Source organism: Rhodovulum imhoffii (assembly GCF_003046545.1).
Classification (GTDB): domain Bacteria; phylum Pseudomonadota; class Alphaproteobacteria; order Rhodobacterales; family Rhodobacteraceae; genus Rhodovulum; species Rhodovulum imhoffii.
The window spans coordinates 28,489-44,583 of record NZ_QAAA01000020.1 but is presented as its reverse complement, the minus strand read 5'-3'; the positions used below and the strand labels follow the sequence as shown (position 1 = coordinate 44,583).

The 16,095-nt window shown below is 63.1% G+C and carries 16 protein-coding genes and 1 pseudogene; 4 read left to right on the top strand and 13 right to left on the bottom strand.

What is annotated here, in order from left to right:
* Nucleotides 1–93: pseudogene (locus C8N32_RS15570) on the bottom strand (IS6 family transposase); the annotation flags it as partial.
* A gap of 114 nt (nt 94–207) precedes the next feature.
* Between C8N32_RS15570 and C8N32_RS12735 the strand changes: the two are divergent.
* Nucleotides 208–624, top strand: a complete 417-nt coding sequence (locus C8N32_RS12735) for a hypothetical protein (RefSeq protein ID WP_107893364.1) — start codon at nt 208–210, stop codon at nt 622–624.
* Here the strand turns inward: C8N32_RS12735 and C8N32_RS12730 are convergent.
* From C8N32_RS12730 to clpS, 3 genes are read right to left on the bottom strand one after another with little or no spacing between them, the layout of a single operon-like run.
* On the bottom strand, nt 605–1,417 hold the full coding sequence (locus tag C8N32_RS12730) for an SDR family NAD(P)-dependent oxidoreductase (protein ID WP_107893363.1): 813 nt from the start codon (nt 1,415–1,417) through the stop codon (nt 605–607). The genes C8N32_RS12735 and C8N32_RS12730 overlap by 20 nt on opposite strands.
* A 39-nt stretch (nt 1,418–1,456) precedes the next feature.
* Nucleotides 1,457–2,452, bottom strand: a complete 996-nt coding sequence (locus tag C8N32_RS12725; RefSeq protein ID WP_107893362.1) for a class I SAM-dependent methyltransferase — start codon at nt 2,450–2,452, stop codon at nt 1,457–1,459.
* Between the two features lie 12 nt (nt 2,453–2,464).
* Entirely contained in the window at nt 2,465–2,785 is a 321-nt protein-coding gene (gene clpS, locus C8N32_RS12720) for an ATP-dependent Clp protease adapter ClpS (RefSeq protein WP_170106806.1), read from the bottom strand.
* A gap of 129 nt (nt 2,786–2,914) precedes the next feature.
* Between clpS and C8N32_RS12715 the strand changes: the two genes are divergently transcribed.
* Both C8N32_RS12715 and C8N32_RS12710 read left to right on the top strand, forming a co-directional pair.
* Nucleotides 2,915–3,616: an HAD family hydrolase gene (locus C8N32_RS12715; protein WP_107893360.1), complete on the top strand. Its 702-nt coding sequence runs from the start codon at nt 2,915–2,917 to the stop codon at nt 3,614–3,616.
* Between the two features lie 166 nt (nt 3,617–3,782).
* Nucleotides 3,783–5,306 carry a D-alanyl-D-alanine carboxypeptidase family protein gene (locus C8N32_RS12710; RefSeq protein WP_107893359.1) on the top strand — a complete coding sequence of 508 codons (1,524 nt, stop codon included), beginning with the start codon at nt 3,783–3,785 and terminating at the stop codon, nt 5,304–5,306.
* Nucleotides 5,307–5,309: 3 nt separating this feature from the next.
* Here the strand turns inward: C8N32_RS12710 and ccoS are convergent, their stop codons facing one another.
* The 8 genes from ccoS to ccoN all read right to left on the bottom strand — a co-directional run bounded on the left by ccoS (nt 5,310) and on the right by ccoN (nt 13,289).
* Complete coding sequence (gene ccoS, locus C8N32_RS12705) at nt 5,310–5,468, bottom strand: cbb3-type cytochrome oxidase assembly protein CcoS (RefSeq protein ID WP_107893358.1); 159 nt, start codon at nt 5,466–5,468, stop codon at nt 5,310–5,312.
* Nucleotides 5,469–5,472: 4 nt separating this feature from the next.
* On the bottom strand, nt 5,473–7,659 hold the full coding sequence (locus C8N32_RS12700; protein WP_170106805.1) for a heavy metal translocating P-type ATPase: 2,187 nt from the start codon (nt 7,657–7,659) through the stop codon (nt 5,473–5,475).
* Nucleotides 7,656–8,117 carry a FixH family protein gene (locus C8N32_RS12695; RefSeq protein ID WP_107893357.1) on the bottom strand — a complete coding sequence of 154 codons (462 nt, stop codon included), beginning with the start codon at nt 8,115–8,117 and terminating at the stop codon, nt 7,656–7,658. Before C8N32_RS12695 ends, C8N32_RS12700 begins: the two co-directional genes overlap by 4 nt.
* Nucleotides 8,114–9,541 carry a cytochrome c oxidase accessory protein CcoG gene (gene ccoG / locus C8N32_RS12690; RefSeq protein ID WP_107893356.1) on the bottom strand — a complete coding sequence of 476 codons (1,428 nt, stop codon included), beginning with the start codon at nt 9,539–9,541 and terminating at the stop codon, nt 8,114–8,116. The genes C8N32_RS12695 and ccoG overlap by 4 nt, the downstream gene beginning before the upstream one ends.
* A gap of 302 nt (nt 9,542–9,843) precedes the next feature.
* Nucleotides 9,844–10,725 carry a cytochrome-c oxidase, cbb3-type subunit III gene (ccoP, locus tag C8N32_RS12685; RefSeq protein ID WP_107893355.1) on the bottom strand — a complete coding sequence of 294 codons (882 nt, stop codon included), beginning with the start codon at nt 10,723–10,725 and terminating at the stop codon, nt 9,844–9,846.
* Nucleotides 10,722–10,940, bottom strand: coding sequence for a cbb3-type cytochrome c oxidase subunit 3 (locus C8N32_RS12680; RefSeq protein WP_107893354.1), 219 nt, complete (start codon nt 10,938–10,940; stop codon nt 10,722–10,724). The genes ccoP and C8N32_RS12680 overlap by 4 nt, the downstream gene beginning before the upstream one ends.
* Nucleotides 10,941–10,950: 10 nt before the next feature.
* Nucleotides 10,951–11,679, bottom strand: a complete 729-nt coding sequence (gene ccoO / locus C8N32_RS12675) for a cytochrome-c oxidase, cbb3-type subunit II (protein WP_107893353.1) — start codon at nt 11,677–11,679, stop codon at nt 10,951–10,953.
* 11 nt (nt 11,680–11,690) lie between these two features.
* A complete protein-coding gene (ccoN, locus tag C8N32_RS12670) occupies nt 11,691–13,289 on the bottom strand; it encodes a cytochrome-c oxidase, cbb3-type subunit I (RefSeq protein WP_107893352.1) in 1,599 nt (532 codons plus the stop codon).
* Between the two features lie 196 nt (nt 13,290–13,485).
* On the opposite strand from ccoN, the gene C8N32_RS12665 reads away from it, so the two are divergent.
* Nucleotides 13,486–14,325 (top strand): universal stress protein, encoded by an 840-nt coding sequence (locus tag C8N32_RS12665; RefSeq protein ID WP_107893351.1) that lies wholly within the window; start codon nt 13,486–13,488, stop codon nt 14,323–14,325.
* A 35-nt stretch (nt 14,326–14,360) separates the two neighbouring features.
* On the opposite strand, the gene thiC is transcribed toward C8N32_RS12665, so the two are convergent.
* Nucleotides 14,361–16,049, bottom strand: coding sequence for a phosphomethylpyrimidine synthase ThiC (gene thiC, locus C8N32_RS12660; protein WP_107893350.1), 1,689 nt, complete (start codon nt 16,047–16,049; stop codon nt 14,361–14,363).
* Between the last annotated feature and the right edge of the window lie 46 nt (nt 16,050–16,095).

The following is a 16,095-nucleotide window of genomic DNA, read 5'->3' as shown; positions in this document are numbered from 1 at the left end:
GAAGGACAGCGGGAAGCGCAGATACCACCGCACCGCGCAAAGTATGATGTCACGCGGAAAACGGTGATGCTTGAACGGTGACTGACGCGCCATGATCGACCGCAAAAAGCAGGAAGGCCGCCAAATAGCGCGGTTAATGCAACAGTCCCGGTCGCAACGTTGGCTTGGGGGACATTCGGTGATATCCTGATACCAGGGGAGGAACAGATGACCCGGCTTGCCCTTCTTGGACTGATTCTCGCTCTTGCGGCCTGTGCAACGCCCCGCCAGGCATGCGACCGCGACGCCGTACGCGACCTGACAATCATGGACAGGCTGATCGTGGAAAGTGAACTGACACTTCAGCGGGGCTATGGGCTCCAGCGGGAAACCTATGCCACCCCGCGGCTTCGGATGTGTTATGGCAACAGCTGGCACCGCCACCGCCACCGCCATCACCGCTATGCCACCTTCTGCAACAGTACCGAACTGCGCACCCGGCTGCGCCCGGTTGCCGTCGATCTGTCGGCCGAACGCCGCAAGCTCAGGGAAATGAAGCTCAAACGCGCCGAACTGGCCCAGCGCAGCGTCCGCGCGCTGGATCAGTGCAAGGCGCTCTACCCTGTCAGTGCGCCGGCGCGCTGACAGGGTCCAGCAGCGTGCGCCCACCATCAACGGTCATGATTTGCCCGGTCATGAACTGTGCCCCGTCCGAGGCAAGGAACTGCACCGCCTCTGCAACCTCGTCCGGGCGCGCGATGCGGCCAAGCGGGGTGTGGTTCCGGATGTCGTTGCGGTATTCGGTGTTGTCCTGAAGAATTTCCTTGAGGCTGGCCGACAGGACAGAGCCAAACGCCACCGCATTTACACGAATCCGGTGCGGCGCCAGTGCGACCGCCAACGACCGCGTCATCTGATCCAGCGCGGCGGTGGAAACCGAATAGCCCAGCAGGGCCGGGTGCGTTCGCCGCGCCGCAATGGATGACAGGTTCACGATGGCTCCGGCACAACCGCCCTCATCGGGCTTGTCCTCGTCGGCCTGCTTGATCATCCGCCTGGCGACGCATTGGCTCAGGCGCAAGCTGGCCATCAGATTTTGCTGAAGCAGCATTTCCACCGAGTCGCCATCCGGATCCAAAGGGTCGGACGGGGCAAGCTGACGACTGGCATTGACGAGGATGTCGATCCGTTCAAACGCATCCAGCGTCGCCGACAGCAGGTTCGCCACGGCCAGTCGCTCCCGCAAATCCCCGGCGAAGTAGCGGGCATTGCCCTCGGCCTCCGCCTCCTTGCCCAACTCGTCGACAAGCCGCGTCTCGTCCATATCCGCAAACATCACATTCGCGCCCTGGGCCGCGAAGTGCCGCGCAATGGCAAGCCCCACCCCGTTGGCCGCGCCGGTGACGATCGCGGTCTTGCCGGCTATCGAGAAGGTCATCGCTGTGCTCCTTGCTGTTGGTTTGCAGCTTATGCGGCTTCAACGCCCGCGGCGAACGGTTTTGGGCCGCTGCGCGAGCAGGACCTTGAAACCTGAATCGCCGCCTTCCTCGCTGACGGTTTGGAACTGCGCCGCAAGGTCGCGTTCATAGGGCAGGTGTCGGTTCGCCACCAGCCAAAGCTGACCGGAAGGGACAAGAAGCCGCGCGGCAGTTCTGAGAAATGCCACCCCCAGGGACGGGTCGGCGGCGCGCCCGGCATGAAACGGCGGATTGGTCAGCACCGCGTTGCACCCAAGGCCATCAAAACGGGAGACATCGGCCCAGTGGAAGGCGGCGCGCGGATCTTTCACGTTGTCGCGGGCACAGGAAAGGGCATCGAAATCGGCCTCCACCAAATCCAGCGCGGTGATGGCGGGCTGCGCCTCCAGCACCCGGGCCGCGAGGTAGCCCCACCCCGCGCCGAGATCCGCCACCCGCCCCGAAAGACGCCCCACGGAATCGGCCAGCAACGCCGAAGCCCGATCCGGTCCATCGGCGGAGAATACCCCCGGCGCGGTAACAAATCCGCCCGCGACAGTGCGCCGTACAGGCAACCAGTCTGCGAGGGCTTCGGGAGTGGCGGAAAAGGCAAAGCATTTACCATGTTCCTGCGCCACGGCGGCACTGACCGTGCCCCGTGCCCGCAGGGCCTTGAACAAACTGTCCACCCCGTCGGTTTTCTGCCCGTTCACGATCACCGGGCCACCGCCGGTCAGGACCACGGCCTGCGCCACGCGGGCGCGCGCCAGATCCTTGGCCCGCGGCACGAAGACCACCGCCGCACCCGCGCTTTCGGGCAGAGCGGGCGATACGTCAAACCCTTGTGCTGCCCAGGCGTCATGGTCGGGGCGCGCGCCCTGTACCAGCCGCACCCGTGCCTTCGGCAGATCCGAAAGATCCGCCCCGGCAGGCGCGCCGATCACGGCGATATCGCCAGCATCGGGCAGCGAAACCGCACCATCCGCCAGCGCGTGGGAAAGTCTTGAGCGTCGCATGCGGGGCTGCGCCTACTCCTTTTCCATAGTGCATTGCAACGGATGCTGATGGCGGCGGGCGAAATCCATCACCTGTGCAACCTTGGTTTCCGCCACCTCGAAAGGAAACACACCCACCACGGCGACACCTTTCTTGTGAACGGTCAGCATCACTTCGAATGCCTGCGCATGAGTCATGCCGAAGAACCGCTCCAGCACATGCACGACGAACTCCATCGGGGTGTAATCGTCATTGAGCAGCAAGACCTTGTAAAGCGGCGGACGTTGAGTTTTGGGGCGCGTTTTGGTGATGACGCCGGTTTGGTCGTCTGGCTTGCCCTCTCGGCCGGTCATAAGGTGGGGCGCAAGGGTCAAAGCGGGCCTCTCGGGAATTTTCTCGTCTGCTGGATTTGACTCCTTATATATTCGGCGGGCGGACCGTGAAAAGGTCTGGTGTGTCCGATACGCTGTTATGAGGAACGAATGTCGCCCCCTTTGACCACGATCGCCTTCGACGCGGATGACACGCTCTGGCAAAACGAACAGTTCTTCCGCCTGACGCAGGACAGATTCGCAGACCTGCTGGCCGACTATACCGATCGCGATCACCTGCACGCCCGTCTGCTGGAGGCCGAGCGGCGCAACCTTGGCCATTACGGGTTTGGCATCAAGGGCTTCATGCTGTCGATGATCGAAACCGCCATCGAGGTCACCGGGGAGCGGGTTTCGGCCGCGGTGATCCACGAACTGTTGCGCGCCGGGCAGGAAATGCTGAGCCATCCGATCGAACTGCTTCCCCATGCGCGCGAGGCTGTGGAGGCGCTGGCACCCCGCTATCGCATTCTTCTCATCACCAAGGGGGACCTGCTGGACCAGGAGCGCAAACTGGCCCAGTCGGGTCTGGGAGATCTGTTCCACGGGGTCGAAATCGTCTCCGACAAAACAGCACCGCGCTATGTCGAAATCTTCACCCGTCACGGTGAGGGCCCGCAACAGGCGATGATGGTGGGCAACTCCATACGCTCGGACGTGCTGCCGGCGATCGAGGCCGGCGCATGGGGTGTGTTCATCCCCCATACCCTGACCTGGGATCTTGAAAAATCCGCACCGCCCACGGGCCACGCCCGGTTTCGGGAACTGCCCGACCTTGCCACGCTACCCACGCTGATTGACCGGCTTTGTTGATATCTGGTGTCGCCACACCCCCCTTACCCCAAGATGTGCCCACCTGAAAAACCGCCCAAAAGCCCTTGAAAATAAGATGTTTTAAGGGCGTGTACACTGTGTTAGGATCATCAGAGACCGCCATTATAAAAATACCGGCGGCTTGAGGCAGGAAAAGGCAGAAATCATGGAACGCATCGGGCGGGCTTTCCGTTACGTCATGTTGTGCGCCGTACTTGGCGCGGTGTCTCCCGTTTGGATCCCGATGGCCGGCGCGGCCCCCTACGCCGCCGTGGTGATCGACGCGCGCGACGGGAAGGTCCTGCATGCGCGCAACGCCGATACCCGGCTGCACCCGGCCTCCCTGACCAAGATGATGACGCTCTACATCGCCTTCGAAGCGGTGGAACATGGTGAAATTTCCCTGAACGACACCGTGAAGATTTCTTCCTATGCCGCGTCAAAGCCGCCTTCGAAACTGGGCCTGCGCGCCGGGCAACGCATCAAGCTGCGCTACCTTATCCGCGCGGCGGCCGTGAAGTCGGCCAATGACGCCGCCACCGCCATTGCCGAAGCCATCAGCGGCAGCGAAGCCGCGTTCGTCCGTCGTATGAACCGGACCGCCCGGGCCCTGGGCATGGATCGTACCACCTTCAAGAACCCCCATGGCCTGACACAATCGGGTCACCTGTCCACTGCACGCGACATGACCACTTTGGGCCGACACCTGTTTTACGATTACCCGGACTATTACAACCTGTTCTCCCGCATCAAGACCGATGCCGGCGTGCGTACGGTCAACAATACCAACCGTCGCCTGCTCAGCAGCTACCGCGGCGCGGACGGCATCAAGACCGGGTATACTCAGGCCGCAGGCTTCAATCTCGTCGCCTCCGCGGAACGGGGCAACGAACGTATCATCGCAACGGTATTCGGCGGACGCTCCACCGTTACCCGCAATGCCCGCGTAGCCGAACTTCTGGACATGGGATTCAGCCGCGCGCCCAGCCGTGTCGCACTCCGCAAGCCCGCCCGGCCGGCCTATGGCCGGGTCGCGGCGGCGGCGGCTCCGAAGATCGTCGCGGCCGTGGGCCGCTCGCCCCGGCCATCGCCCCGGCCATCGCCCCGACCAACGCGGGTGGAGGAACACCTGCCGGAAACGCTGCTTGCCTCGATTGCCGAAGGCGCCAGCCGTGCGGTGGCGGATACACAGGCCAGGATGACCCTCGCAAACCTTGCGGCAACACCCCCGGCGCCGCGCCCGGCAGCGGCTTTGCCAGTTGCCGAAACCGCCCCCCCGGAATCCACGGAAGTCCGGACAAAGCCTTCCGCCCCCCCGCAAACCGCCCCCGTCACACGCATCGCGCCGCGCCCCAGGCCGGAAGCGGAAAGACTGGCGGAAGCGACGCCCGTACACCAGGCCGGTGCAGTCGATACCGGACAAGAGATCGTCACCCGCCTGTCCTCATCCAGCGGGCGCCATTGGGGTATAAACGTGGGTCGTTACACCTCTCGCTACAAGGCGGAACGGGTTCTCCTTCAAACCGCGCTCAGCGAGATCGGCACGCTGGATCAGGCGCTGCGCAAGGTCGTTCAAAACCCCCGCGGATTTGAGGCGAACTTCGTCGGCATGACCGAGGGCGAGGCCCAGCAAGCCTGCAACCGTCTCAAGGCCCGCGGGGAAAGGTGCAACCTGCTCAGCCCGTCCTGAAAATCAGGGCTTTGGGTGGTCGTCCCAATCGGTGGTGAGGATACGGTTCGCATCGCCCTCCGGATCATCGAACTGGCGGCTCCTGAGGGCCCAGAAAAAAGCCGCCAGACCCAGCCCGCCAAGAAACAGAGAGATCGGAATCAGATAAACCAGCATCTCCATCTCGTCACCTCAGTCTGAGCGCATTCAGCGACACCGTGATCGATGAGGCCGACATCGCCAGCGCAGCGGCCAGCGGCGTGGCCAGCCCGATCAGAGCGACCGGCACGGCAACAAGGTTGTAAATTGCCGAAATTGCAAAGTTTTCACGGATACGGCGGGTGGCCTTCCGGGCGGTCGTGACCGCTTCGGCCAACGGCTCCAGGTCTTTCCCCAGCAACACGATATCGGATGCCACCCGTGCGGCATCCAGTGCCGTCGCCGGTGAGACGGACACATGCGCGGCAGCCAGCGCGGCGGTATCGTTCAGCCCATCCCCCACCATCAGAACCCGCGCCCCGCTGTCGGATATCGCCTGAACGGTGGCGGCTTTGCCGGCAGGCAGGGCCTCGGCCTGCCAGTCGTCGATCCCCAACCGCGCGGCCAGCCCGGCCACCGGCCCCGGCGCATCTCCGGACAGCAAACGGATCGTCATTCCCTGCGCCTTGAGCTTTGCCACAGCTTGCTCCGCGCCGGGGCGCAGACGGTCGGCGAAGGTAAACTCGACCGGAGCGGCAGCCCCGACGCGCAGCCACGTCGCGGTCTCCGGGCCGGGCTCCGCCCCCATCCACGCGGCACGGCCAAAGCGGATCTCCTCCCCGCCCAGGCGGCCCTGCACGCCGTAACCCGGAACCTCTTGCAGGTCGCTTACCCGCGCGGGCCTGATACCGGCCTTGCGGGCAGCCCCGGCCAGGGCACGGGCCAGCGGGTGTCCGGATTGCGCCGCCATTGCCAGAGCGATTTCGAGGTCACGGCGAGGATGTTCGCCGATATTCGTGGGCTCCGGGCTGCCGAGGGTCAAGGTCCCGGTCTTGTCGAATACGACCGTGTCGACCTCGGCCAGCCGCTCCAGCGCGGTGCCATCCTTGATCAGCATTCCGCGCCTGAAAAGGCGCCCGGATGCTGCGGTCGTGACTGCCGGCACCGCAAGGCCCAGTGCGCAGGGACAGGTAATGATCAGAACGGCCACGGCAATGTTGAGAGACAGCCGCACATCGCCACCTGAGATCCACAGCCAGGCAGCAAAGGCGAAAAGTGCCAGCAGATGCACGCCGGGCGCGTAAATGCGCGCCGCCCGGTCGGCCAGAGAAGTATAGCGGTTCTTCGAACTTTCCGCCACGGCGACGAGGTCCGCCATGCGATGCAGCGAACTGTCCCGACCCGCGGCGGTAACGGTGACCGTCAGCGGGCCGGTAAGGTTGACCTCCCCCGCACACAGGGCATCGCCCGGCCCGGCATAGGCCGGCAGGCTTTCCCCGGTCAGGAGCGAACGGTCGATCTCGCTTTGCCCCTCTGCCACGACACCGTCCACCGGCACCCGCGCGCCGGGCTTCACCAGCACCCGGTCGCCCACTGCAATCCGGGCGACAGGCACGGTTTCCTCGCCCGTCGCGGTCAGGCGCAGGGCACGGGGCACCTCCAGCGCCGCCAGTTCCTCCGCCGCCGAGCGCGCCACAGCGCGGGTACGGTGGTCGAGGTAACGGCCGGACAGCAAAAAAAAGGTCAGCGACAAGGCCGCATCGAAATAGGCATGCGGCCCGTGCTGCGCGGTTTCGTAAAGCGACATCCCCGCCGCCAGCAAGATCGCCAGCGAGATCGGGACATCCATGTTCAGCCGCCCGGCCCTCAGCGCGGTCAGTGCATTGCGGAAAAAGGGCTGTGCCGCAAAGGCGATGGTCGGCAGGGCAATAGCCGCCGAAATCCAGTGGAACATGTCGCGCGTGGCATCTGTCGCCCCGGACCAAACGGCTACGGACAGCAGCATGACGTTCATCATCGCAAATCCCGATACGGCAATGCGCATCAGGATGTCCCGCCCTGCCTTGTCGGTGGCGGTGGCCGCGATCACGCCGGGGTCGAGCTCATGGGCCTCGTATCCCAGCCCGTCCAGAACCCGCACAAGGTCCTCGGCGCTCACATCCGGATCGGCCGCCACCGCGACACGCTTGAGCGTCAGATTTACCCGCGCCTCGCGCACACCCCGGGTCGCGTGAAGACCGCGTTCCACCGCCGATATACACCCGGCACAGTGAATCGTCGGCAAAGACAGAAAAATCGGGGCCTCCCCGGGCGCGGCCCCGGCCATCTCCTCGGCGGCAGGCGCAACGGCACAGGCCGGGCATGCCGCCGGACGGGGACGCACCACGCTGGTCACGACTCGTTCCTCACGAGGAGTTCGATCCGCTGCCGGAAGAGGGCTCCGTCCTCTCCCTGGGCGGTAAGGCGCAGGTTCCAGTAACCCGCCGCGAGGTCGAGGGGCGTTCGGAAAAGCCCATCGGCATAGGTGAAGCTCGGCGTCTGGTCATCCTTCACATGGGTCGCACGCCCGATCACAACCTCCAGCCCCGTGACGGGGGCTGCGGTTCCATCGGGCTCACTGATCCGCAGGGCAAGGACGCCACCGTCGTAAACGGCCTCGACCTGCCAGCCCAATGCCTGTTGCGCGGCGCGATTGGCATCGAACTCCTGGCTGGCGACGTAACTGTTCTTGACCTCGAGACCGGGGAAGGTGCTGACAGCCTGAAACGCCAGCGTCAGATTGACGGCGATCACCACCGCAAACGCGGAGACGGTGATGATCAGCACCTTGCGCCCGGTCAGTTCGTTGCTCATTTCATCTTCCCGTTGAACACCGTGTCGGTGTAGGCCTTCAGATCGGCGGACTGATCATGGAGCCAGATACGCAGGTCCGACCGCACCGAAGTCGCCGCTTCGCTGCCCGCCGGGGCCACGATATACACCCTCTGGAGGCCGGTCGAGTCCGCCGGGACCGTCACGAGATCCCCCTCCGCACCCTCGATTTCCAGTCTGTAGCTGTCAGGCTCGACGAAAATCCGGAAAGATGTGTCCTCACCGTGCATGTTACGAACGCGCACGTCATAGGTGTTGCGGATCGAGCCATCCGACAACAGCGTGTAGATCGGGTTGCGCACCGGCGACACCGTCATATCGATGGGAGAACGTGCGAACAGAGCCGCCAGCAACGCAATGCCCACCGCCCCCCAAAGCGCGGTGTAAAGGAGGGTTCGCACCCGGAAAATGTGCTTCCAGACGGATTTTGCCGGCTCTCCGGCACGCTCACGCGCCTCGTCGGAAAGTGCCATGTAATCGATCAACCCGCGCGGCTTTCCGATCTTTTCCATGACGTCGTCGCAGGCGTCGATGCAAAGGGCACAGGTGATGCAGGCCAACTGCTGCCCGTCGCGAATATCGATTCCCATCGGGCAGACGTTCACGCAGGCGCTGCAATCGATGCAATCGCCCAGCTTCTCGGCCCCCTCGGCCTTGCGATGCTTGCCGCGCGGTTCGCCCCGCCATTCCCGGTAGCCGATGGTGATTGTATCTTCATCCATCAGCGCCGCCTGGATACGTGGCCAGGGGCACATGTAGACGCAGACCTGTTCACGCATGAAGCCGCCGAAAATCAGCGTGGTCAGCGTCAGAACCAGAATCGTCGAATAGGCCACCGGATGCGCGCTCAGCGTCAGCAGATCGACAAGCAGCGTCGGCGCATCGGCAAAATAAAACACCCACGCGCCGCCGGTGCTGACCGCGATGAGAAGCCAGACCAGATACTTGAAGCTCCGCAGGCGGAATTTGCGGAAATCCCACTTGGCATTCCACAGGCGGACACGGGCGTTGCGGTCGCCCTCGATCCAGCGTTCCGCCAGAATGAAAAGATCCGTCCAGATGGTCTGCGGGCATGTATAGCCGCACCAGACCCGCCCCAGCGCCGAAGTAAACAGAAAAAGCCCCAGCCCCGCCATGATGAGCAGCCCGGCAACGAAATAGAATTCATGCGGCCAGATCTCGATCTGAAAAAAGAAGAAGCGACGGTTTGCAAGGTCGATCAGAACCGCCTGGTTCGGCAGGTTTGACCCGCGATCCCAGCGAATCCAGGGCAGCAGGTAGTAAAGACCCAGCGTGACGCCCATGATCCACCACTTGAGACTGCGGAACCTGCCGGAAACGCGGCGGGGGAAGATGGGCTCACGGGCGCTGTAAAGGCGGTCGGGGGGCTGGTCTGAAGAGCTCACACGCTCACTCCGTTCGGCTTGAACGCAGGTGCGACCCCATGCGTCCTTGACTTTCCAAAACGTAAACCTTGCATTTCAGAATGGAAAGCGGCCGCAGATCACATCTGGCATGCACGGATCACATAGGTTTGGCTGAAAAACCGCACCGCCCGATGCGCTGCGACCAGTACTCTTTCCTGTTGCGGTCTGGACGGGGGGCGGAGCATCGGTGATTATGGACACCGACCCCCGTGGAAACGCGCGAACAGGATGGGGGCCGGTGCCATCTGCCGGGGGCCATGCGGCCCCCGGAAGCTGTGATGTCACTCGCCGCCACCACGGGTATGCACATACACCGCGACCGCCCGACGCTCCGCCTCCGAAAGGCGTTCAACATGCGTCGGCATAACACCGAAACGCGCATTCTTGACTGTTTCAGTCAGCGTTTCGGCATCGCCGCCATACAGCCAGATTGCGTCCGTCAGATTGGGCGCGCCCTGATAGCGGTCACCGGTGCCGTCATCCATGTGGCAGGCAGCACAGTTATCAAGGAAAACCGTTTCCCCCGGCGTTGCCAATGCGGCATCATGTTCCTGACCCGAAATTTTCAGGACATATTGAACCACCTGCCCGATTTCCTCGTTGGAAAGCAGTTCATCCGCACCGAAGGCCGGCATCTGCGACCAGCGCGCGTCGGGATTGTCCTCGTTGCGAATGCCGTTGGTCACCGTGTAGTGGATGTCTTCCAGAGCGCCGCCCCAAAGCCAGTCGTCGTCGGTCAGGTTCGGATAGCCCGAGGCCTGAACCCCCGCCGCGCCGGAGCCGTGGCACTGGGCGCACCAGGTCCGGAACACGGCTGCGCCGCCCTGAACCGCGTAATTGTAGAGATCTTCGTCGGCGCGGATGGTCGCCATATCCAGATCGATCGTTTCCAGACGGGAGACGAGGTTGGCGTTGGCGTCTTCGAATTTCTGGATGTCCTTTGCAACCTCCGCCCGCGTGGAATAACCCAGAATACCGGGGGTGGCTTTGTCCAGAAGTGGCCAGGCCGGGTAAAGAATGCTGTAGACCAGGGCAAACAGGATACATCCGTAGAAGCTCCACAACCACCAGCTCGGCAGGGGGTTGTTCAACTCCTCGATTCCATCCCAGCTATGGCCGGTCGTCTCGACCTGGTCGGGATCTTTGTTGATCTTCGTGCTCATGTCCGCGCCTCCTTGCTGGAAGTCGCACCGCTGGCATCAGGCCCTCCGGTGCGGGCGGGTTTGTCTTCGTGACGGAAGGGGATGTTGGCGCTGTCGCGGTGCTGCGGCGTGCTGCCCGGGCGAAACACCCAGACAACAACGCCGATGAAGAACATCGTCAACGCCAGCAGTGCCCAGCTATCGGCGAATGCGCGCAGGGCGGAGTAGGTATCCATACCTCTCTCCTTACCGGCTCGCGTCAGCTTCGAAGGTCGAGAAATCGACCAGCGTGCCAAGCATCTGCAGATACGCGATCAACGCATCCATTTCGGAAATCCCGGGACTTCCGTCGAAATTGCGCACCTGAGCGCCCGGATACCGCTCCAGCAGGCCGTCCACGCCATCGGCATAGGGGTCGATCTGGGCCTGGAAATCCGCCTGGGCGTTTTCCAGCATCTCGTCGGTATAGGGCACGCCCACAAGGCGATGGGTGCGCATCACGTCACCGATATACTTGCCGTCAATCATGCGATTCTCGAGAAAGGCATATTTGGGCATCACCGATTCCGGCACCACAGACTGCGGGTCGCGCAGGTGCTGGGCCTGCCAGTCATCGGAGTAGCGGCCGCCAACACGGGCCAGATCCGGCCCGGTCCGCTTCGATCCCCATTGGAAGGGGTGGTCGTACATCGATTCCGCCGCAAGGCTGTAATGGCCATAGCGTTCGACCTCATCCCGCATCGGGCGGATCATCTGGCTGTGGCAGACATAGCAGCCTTCACGGACGTAAACATCGCGCCCGGCCAGTTCCATCGGCGAATAGGGCCGCACACCATCCACTTCCTCGATGGTATTTTCAAGGTAGAACAGCGGCGCGATCTCGACCAGGCCGCCGACCGTCACGACCAGGAAGCTGAAGACAAGCAGCAGCGACGCGTTCTTCTCAAGGATCTTGTGTTTGTCAAGAATACCCATTGCTGCGCTCCTTATTCAGCCGGGGCCGCAACCGCCGCCGCCTTCTTGGCAGGGGCCGATGTCGCGGTTTTCCACAGGTTGTAGCACATGATCACACCCCCGGCGACGTAGAGCCCGCCGCCAATGGCACGCACGACATACATCGGGTACTTGGCGCTGACGGTGTCGGCAAAGCTGTTGACCAGGAAACCCTGGGCATCGACCTCACGCCACATCAGGCCTTCCATTATGCCGGTGACCCACATCGACGCCGCATAGAGCACGATGCCGATGGTCGCCAGCCAGAAGTGCCAGCTTACCAGTGTCAGGCTGTAAAGACGCTCCTTGTTCCAAAGTCGCGGAGCCAGGAAATAAAGTGCGCCGAAGGTGATCATGCCGTTCCAGCCAAGGGCGCCGGAATGCACGTGGCCGATCGTCCAGTCGGTGTAGTGCGACAGCGAGTTGACCGCCTTGATCGACATCATCGGGCCTTCGAAGGTGGACATGCCGTAGAAGCCGACCGATACCACCATCATGCGGATGACCGGGTCGGTGCGCAGCTTGTCCCAAGCGCCGGACAGCGTCATCAGGCCGTTGATCATGCCGCCCCAGCTGGGCATCCACAGCATGACCGAGAACACCATGCCCAGCGTAGAGGCCCAGTCGGGCAGCGCCGTATAGTGCAGGTGGTGCGGGCCGGCCCAGATGTACAGGAAGATCAGCGCCCAGAAATGGATGATCGACAGCTTGTAGCTGTAGACCGGGCGCTCCGCCTGCTTGGGTACGAAATAGTACATCATCCCAAGAAAGCCTGCGGTCAGGAAGAAACCGACCGCGTTATGGCCGTACCACCACTGGGTCATGGCGTCCTGGACGCCGGCGAAGACCTGCACCGACTTGGCGCCGAACAGCGACACCGGAATCGACAGGTTGTTAACGACATGCAGCATGGCGATCGTCACGATGAACGACAGGTAGAACCAGTTCGCCACGTAGATGTGCTTTTCCTTGCGCTTGAGAATAGTGCCGAAGAAAACCGCAAGGTAAACGACCCAGACGACGGTCAGCCACCAGTCCACATACCACTCGGGCTCGGCATATTCCTTGGACTGAGTCGCCCCCAGGAGGTAGCCGGTCGCCGCCAGGATGATGAAAAGGTTGTAACCCCAGAACACGAACCAGGCCGCGTTTCCGCCCCAAAGGCGCGCGGCCGAGGTGCGTTGCACCACGTAGAACGATGTCGCGATCAGCGCGTTGCCGCCAAAAGCAAAAATCACTGCCGAAGTGTGCAGAGGCCGCAGCCGCCCGAAGTTTGCGTACCCCTGCGCCCATTCGAAGTTGAGCGACGGGAAGGCCAGCTGACTGGCGATGAAAGTCCCGGCTGCAAAGCCCACAACCCCCCAGAAGGCGGTTGCGATAACACCGGCCCGGATAACCCCATCCAGGTATTCGCCGTCATGGGCAAGCCTGGGCTTATCCATCTGGCGCAGTGTGTAAATGAAGAATCCGGCGGCCACGAGCATGACGATCAACGCATGCACGAGATACGCCATGTCGCGCGCGTAGTTCGCCGCGATCGCGGCACACACCGCAATCACGCCGAGAACGGCGATCTTAACATAGTCCCACATGATGTTCCCTTTGTCTTCCCCCGGCGACTCAACCGGTCTTCTCCCAAAGATACCGGCGGTATCCACCGGTATGCAAAAATATGCCTTGATCCATGTCAAGATTAGGACAATTCCAGCTTGATTAAAATCAAGGTTGACCTGCCTTCGCACGCCTACGCTGCGTCAGACCCATGTTTGACGGGGAAGGAGCAATTCATTGGCTTACAAGACCATTCTGACGATCATCACCGACACCGACCTTGTGAATTCGGCGCTGGACTCGGCGGTAACCCTGGCCCAGCGCGAGGATGCGCATCTCGATGTGCTGTGCCTGGGCGTGGACCGCACCCAGACGGGGTATTACTATGCTGGCGCCAACGCCTTCATACAGCAGGAAACCCTGCAAAAGGCACAGGAGGACGCAACCCGGATCGAAGCCGGCGTCAAGACGCGACTGGAGCGCGATTCCCTGAAATGGTCTGCGGAAGCCGCCGTGGCCCAGATCGCCGGGCTCAGCCATCTCGTGGCCCAGCGGGCACGGTTCTCTGACATCGTCGTCATGCCCCGCCCTTACGGCGAACACCGAGGAATCGAGGACGAGGCCGCTGTTGAGGCCGTCATGTTCGACGGTCAGGCCCCCCTGCTGGTGATGCCCGAAGATGCGAATGCCGCCGTCATCGGGCGCAAGATCATCATTGCCTGGAACCAGAGCGCGGAGGCTCTTTCCGCGATTCGCCGGGCGCTGCCGCTCTTGCAGGCAGCCGAGTCGGTGAATATCGCGGTGATCGACCCGCCGCAGCACGGTCCGGACCGGTCGGATCCGGGCGGGGCGCTGTCCCAGATGTTGTCGCGCCATGGGGTGCGCACGGAAATCTCGGTCTTGGCGAAGACCATGCCGCGGGTGGCCGACGTGCTGCGCCGACATGCCCAGGACATCGAGGCCGACATGATCGTGATGGGGGCCTACGGCCATTCCCGGTTCCGGGAGGCGCTGCTGGGCGGGGCCACCCGCCACATGCTGGAAAATACCGAAGTTCCGGTGCTGATGGCCCATTGAGGGGCCGGTGCCGCCACCCGGCGGCACCTATGATCTTACTCTGCCGGTTCCGCCTGCCGGGCGGCATCCCGGATGTCTTGCGAGATTCGCATCGAGCAGAATTTCGGCCCGCACATCGAACAGAACTTCGCCGCCTTGTGCGCCGCCTTGGGCAGAGTCTCGTCATGCATTGCACGGGCGGTATCCGGGTCCAGCGACAGGTTGAACTGATCCTCCCAGCGAAACTCGAACCGCGCCCGGGAAAGCGCATCGTCGCGCGCCTGCGCACCGGGGTGCCCTTTGGCCAGATCCGCCGCATGGGCCGCAATCTTGTAGGTGATGACGCCGGTGCGCACATCGTCCCGGTCCGGCAGGCCCAGATGCTCTTTCGGCGTGACGTAACACAGCATCGCGCAGCCATACCATCCGATCATCGCGGCGCCGATGGCACTGGTGATGTGATCATACCCCGGCGCGATATCCGTGGTCAGCGGACCAAGGGTATAGAACGGCGCCTCGTGGCAGCACTCAAGCTGCTTGTCCATGTTCTCCCTGATCTTGTGCATGGGCACGTGGCCTGGCCCCTCGACCATCACCTGGCAATCTTTCGCCCAGGCGACCCGGGTCAGTTCCCCCAGCGTTTCCAGCTCGGCGAACTGGGCCGCATCGTTGGTATCGGCGATAGACCCCGGACGCAACCCGTCCCCCAGGCTGAAGGCCACATCATAGGTACGGCAGATGTCGCAGATCTCCTCGAACCGATCGTAAAGGAAACTCTCACGGTCGTGCTCGATGCACCATTTCGCCATGATGGAGCCGCCCCGGCTGACGATGCCGGTCACGCGGGTCGCGGTCAGCGGCACCATGTGGCGGCGTACCCCGGCATGGATGGTGAAGTAATCCACCCCCTGCTCCGCCTGTTCGATCAGCGTGTCGCGGAAGATGTCCCAGCTCAGTTCCTCGGCCACACCGCCGACCTTTTCCAGCGCCTGATAGAGCGGCACCGTGCCGACAGGCACCGGTGCGTTGCGCAGGATCCACTCCCGCGTGGTGTGGATGTTGCGCCCGGTAGACAGATCCATAACGGTATCGGCCCCCCAGCGAATAGCCCAGACCATCTTTTCCACCTCCTCTTCCATCGAGGAGGTGACCGCCGAAGTCCCCATGTTCGCGTTGATCTTCACAAGGAAATTACGGCCGATAATCATCGGCTCCAGTTCCGGGTGGTTGATGTTGGCGGGCAGTATCGCCCGGCCTGCGGCGATTTCGGCACGAACGAATTCCGGCGTGACCTCCCCTGGCGAGGTCGTGCCCGGAGGCGTCCCATCACGGCGGACGGCGGCGCGCCGCTGAGCCTCACGGATGGCGACGAACTCCATCTCCGGGGTGATCCTGCCCGCGCGGGCATACGCCAGTTGCGTCACCGCCCCCGCCCGTGCCCGGCGCGGCACGCGGCGGTGCGGGAACTCAGGCGCGAGCGCCGCCCCCGCGGCAAACCCGTTATCGATCGGCAGCACCGTGCGCCCCGGATAAGGGTCCGTATCTCCGCGCCCCTCAATCCACGAAGCCCGCAACGGCGGCAATCCCCGGTTCACGTCTGTGCCGCCTTGCGGGTCGGTATAGGGTCCGGAGCTGTCGTACATCGTCAGCGGGACCTCTCCGCTGACATGGACTTCAGCCATAGGCACGCGCAGATCCGGGTAAAGCGTCCCCGGAACATAGATTTTTCGGATGGGTGTGGTCATCGGGCTTCTCCTTGCGGTTCCCACCTGTTGACCCACAGTGAAAACG

Bases quoted from the DNA above. Each gene is read 5' to 3' on its own strand.
- C8N32_RS12735 (WP_107893364.1), top strand. From the start codon at position 208: ATGACCCGGCTTGCCCTTCTTGGACTGATTCTCGCTCTTGCGGCCTGT.
- C8N32_RS12730 (WP_107893363.1), bottom strand. From the start codon at position 1,417: ATGACCTTCTCGATAGCCGGCAAGACCGCGATCGTCACCGGCGCGGCC.
- C8N32_RS12725 (WP_107893362.1), bottom strand. From the start codon at position 2,452: ATGCGACGCTCAAGACTTTCCCACGCGCTGGCGGATGGTGCGGTTTCG.
- clpS (WP_170106806.1), bottom strand. From the start codon at position 2,785: ATGACCGGCCGAGAGGGCAAGCCAGACGACCAAACCGGCGTCATCACC.
- C8N32_RS12715 (WP_107893360.1), top strand. From the start codon at position 2,915: ATGTCGCCCCCTTTGACCACGATCGCCTTCGACGCGGATGACACGCTC.
- C8N32_RS12710 (WP_107893359.1), top strand. From the start codon at position 3,783: ATGGAACGCATCGGGCGGGCTTTCCGTTACGTCATGTTGTGCGCCGTA.
- ccoS (WP_107893358.1), bottom strand. From the start codon at position 5,468: ATGGAGATGCTGGTTTATCTGATTCCGATCTCTCTGTTTCTTGGCGGG.
- C8N32_RS12695 (WP_107893357.1), bottom strand. From the start codon at position 8,117: ATGAGCAACGAACTGACCGGGCGCAAGGTGCTGATCATCACCGTCTCC.
- ccoP (WP_107893355.1), bottom strand. From the start codon at position 10,725: ATGAGCACGAAGATCAACAAAGATCCCGACCAGGTCGAGACGACCGGC.
- C8N32_RS12680 (WP_107893354.1), bottom strand. From the start codon at position 10,940: ATGGATACCTACTCCGCCCTGCGCGCATTCGCCGATAGCTGGGCACTG.
- ccoO (WP_107893353.1), bottom strand. From the start codon at position 11,679: ATGGGTATTCTTGACAAACACAAGATCCTTGAGAAGAACGCGTCGCTG.
- ccoN (WP_107893352.1), bottom strand. From the start codon at position 13,289: ATGTGGGACTATGTTAAGATCGCCGTTCTCGGCGTGATTGCGGTGTGT.
- thiC (WP_107893350.1), bottom strand. From the start codon at position 16,049: ATGACCACACCCATCCGAAAAATCTATGTTCCGGGGACGCTTTACCCG.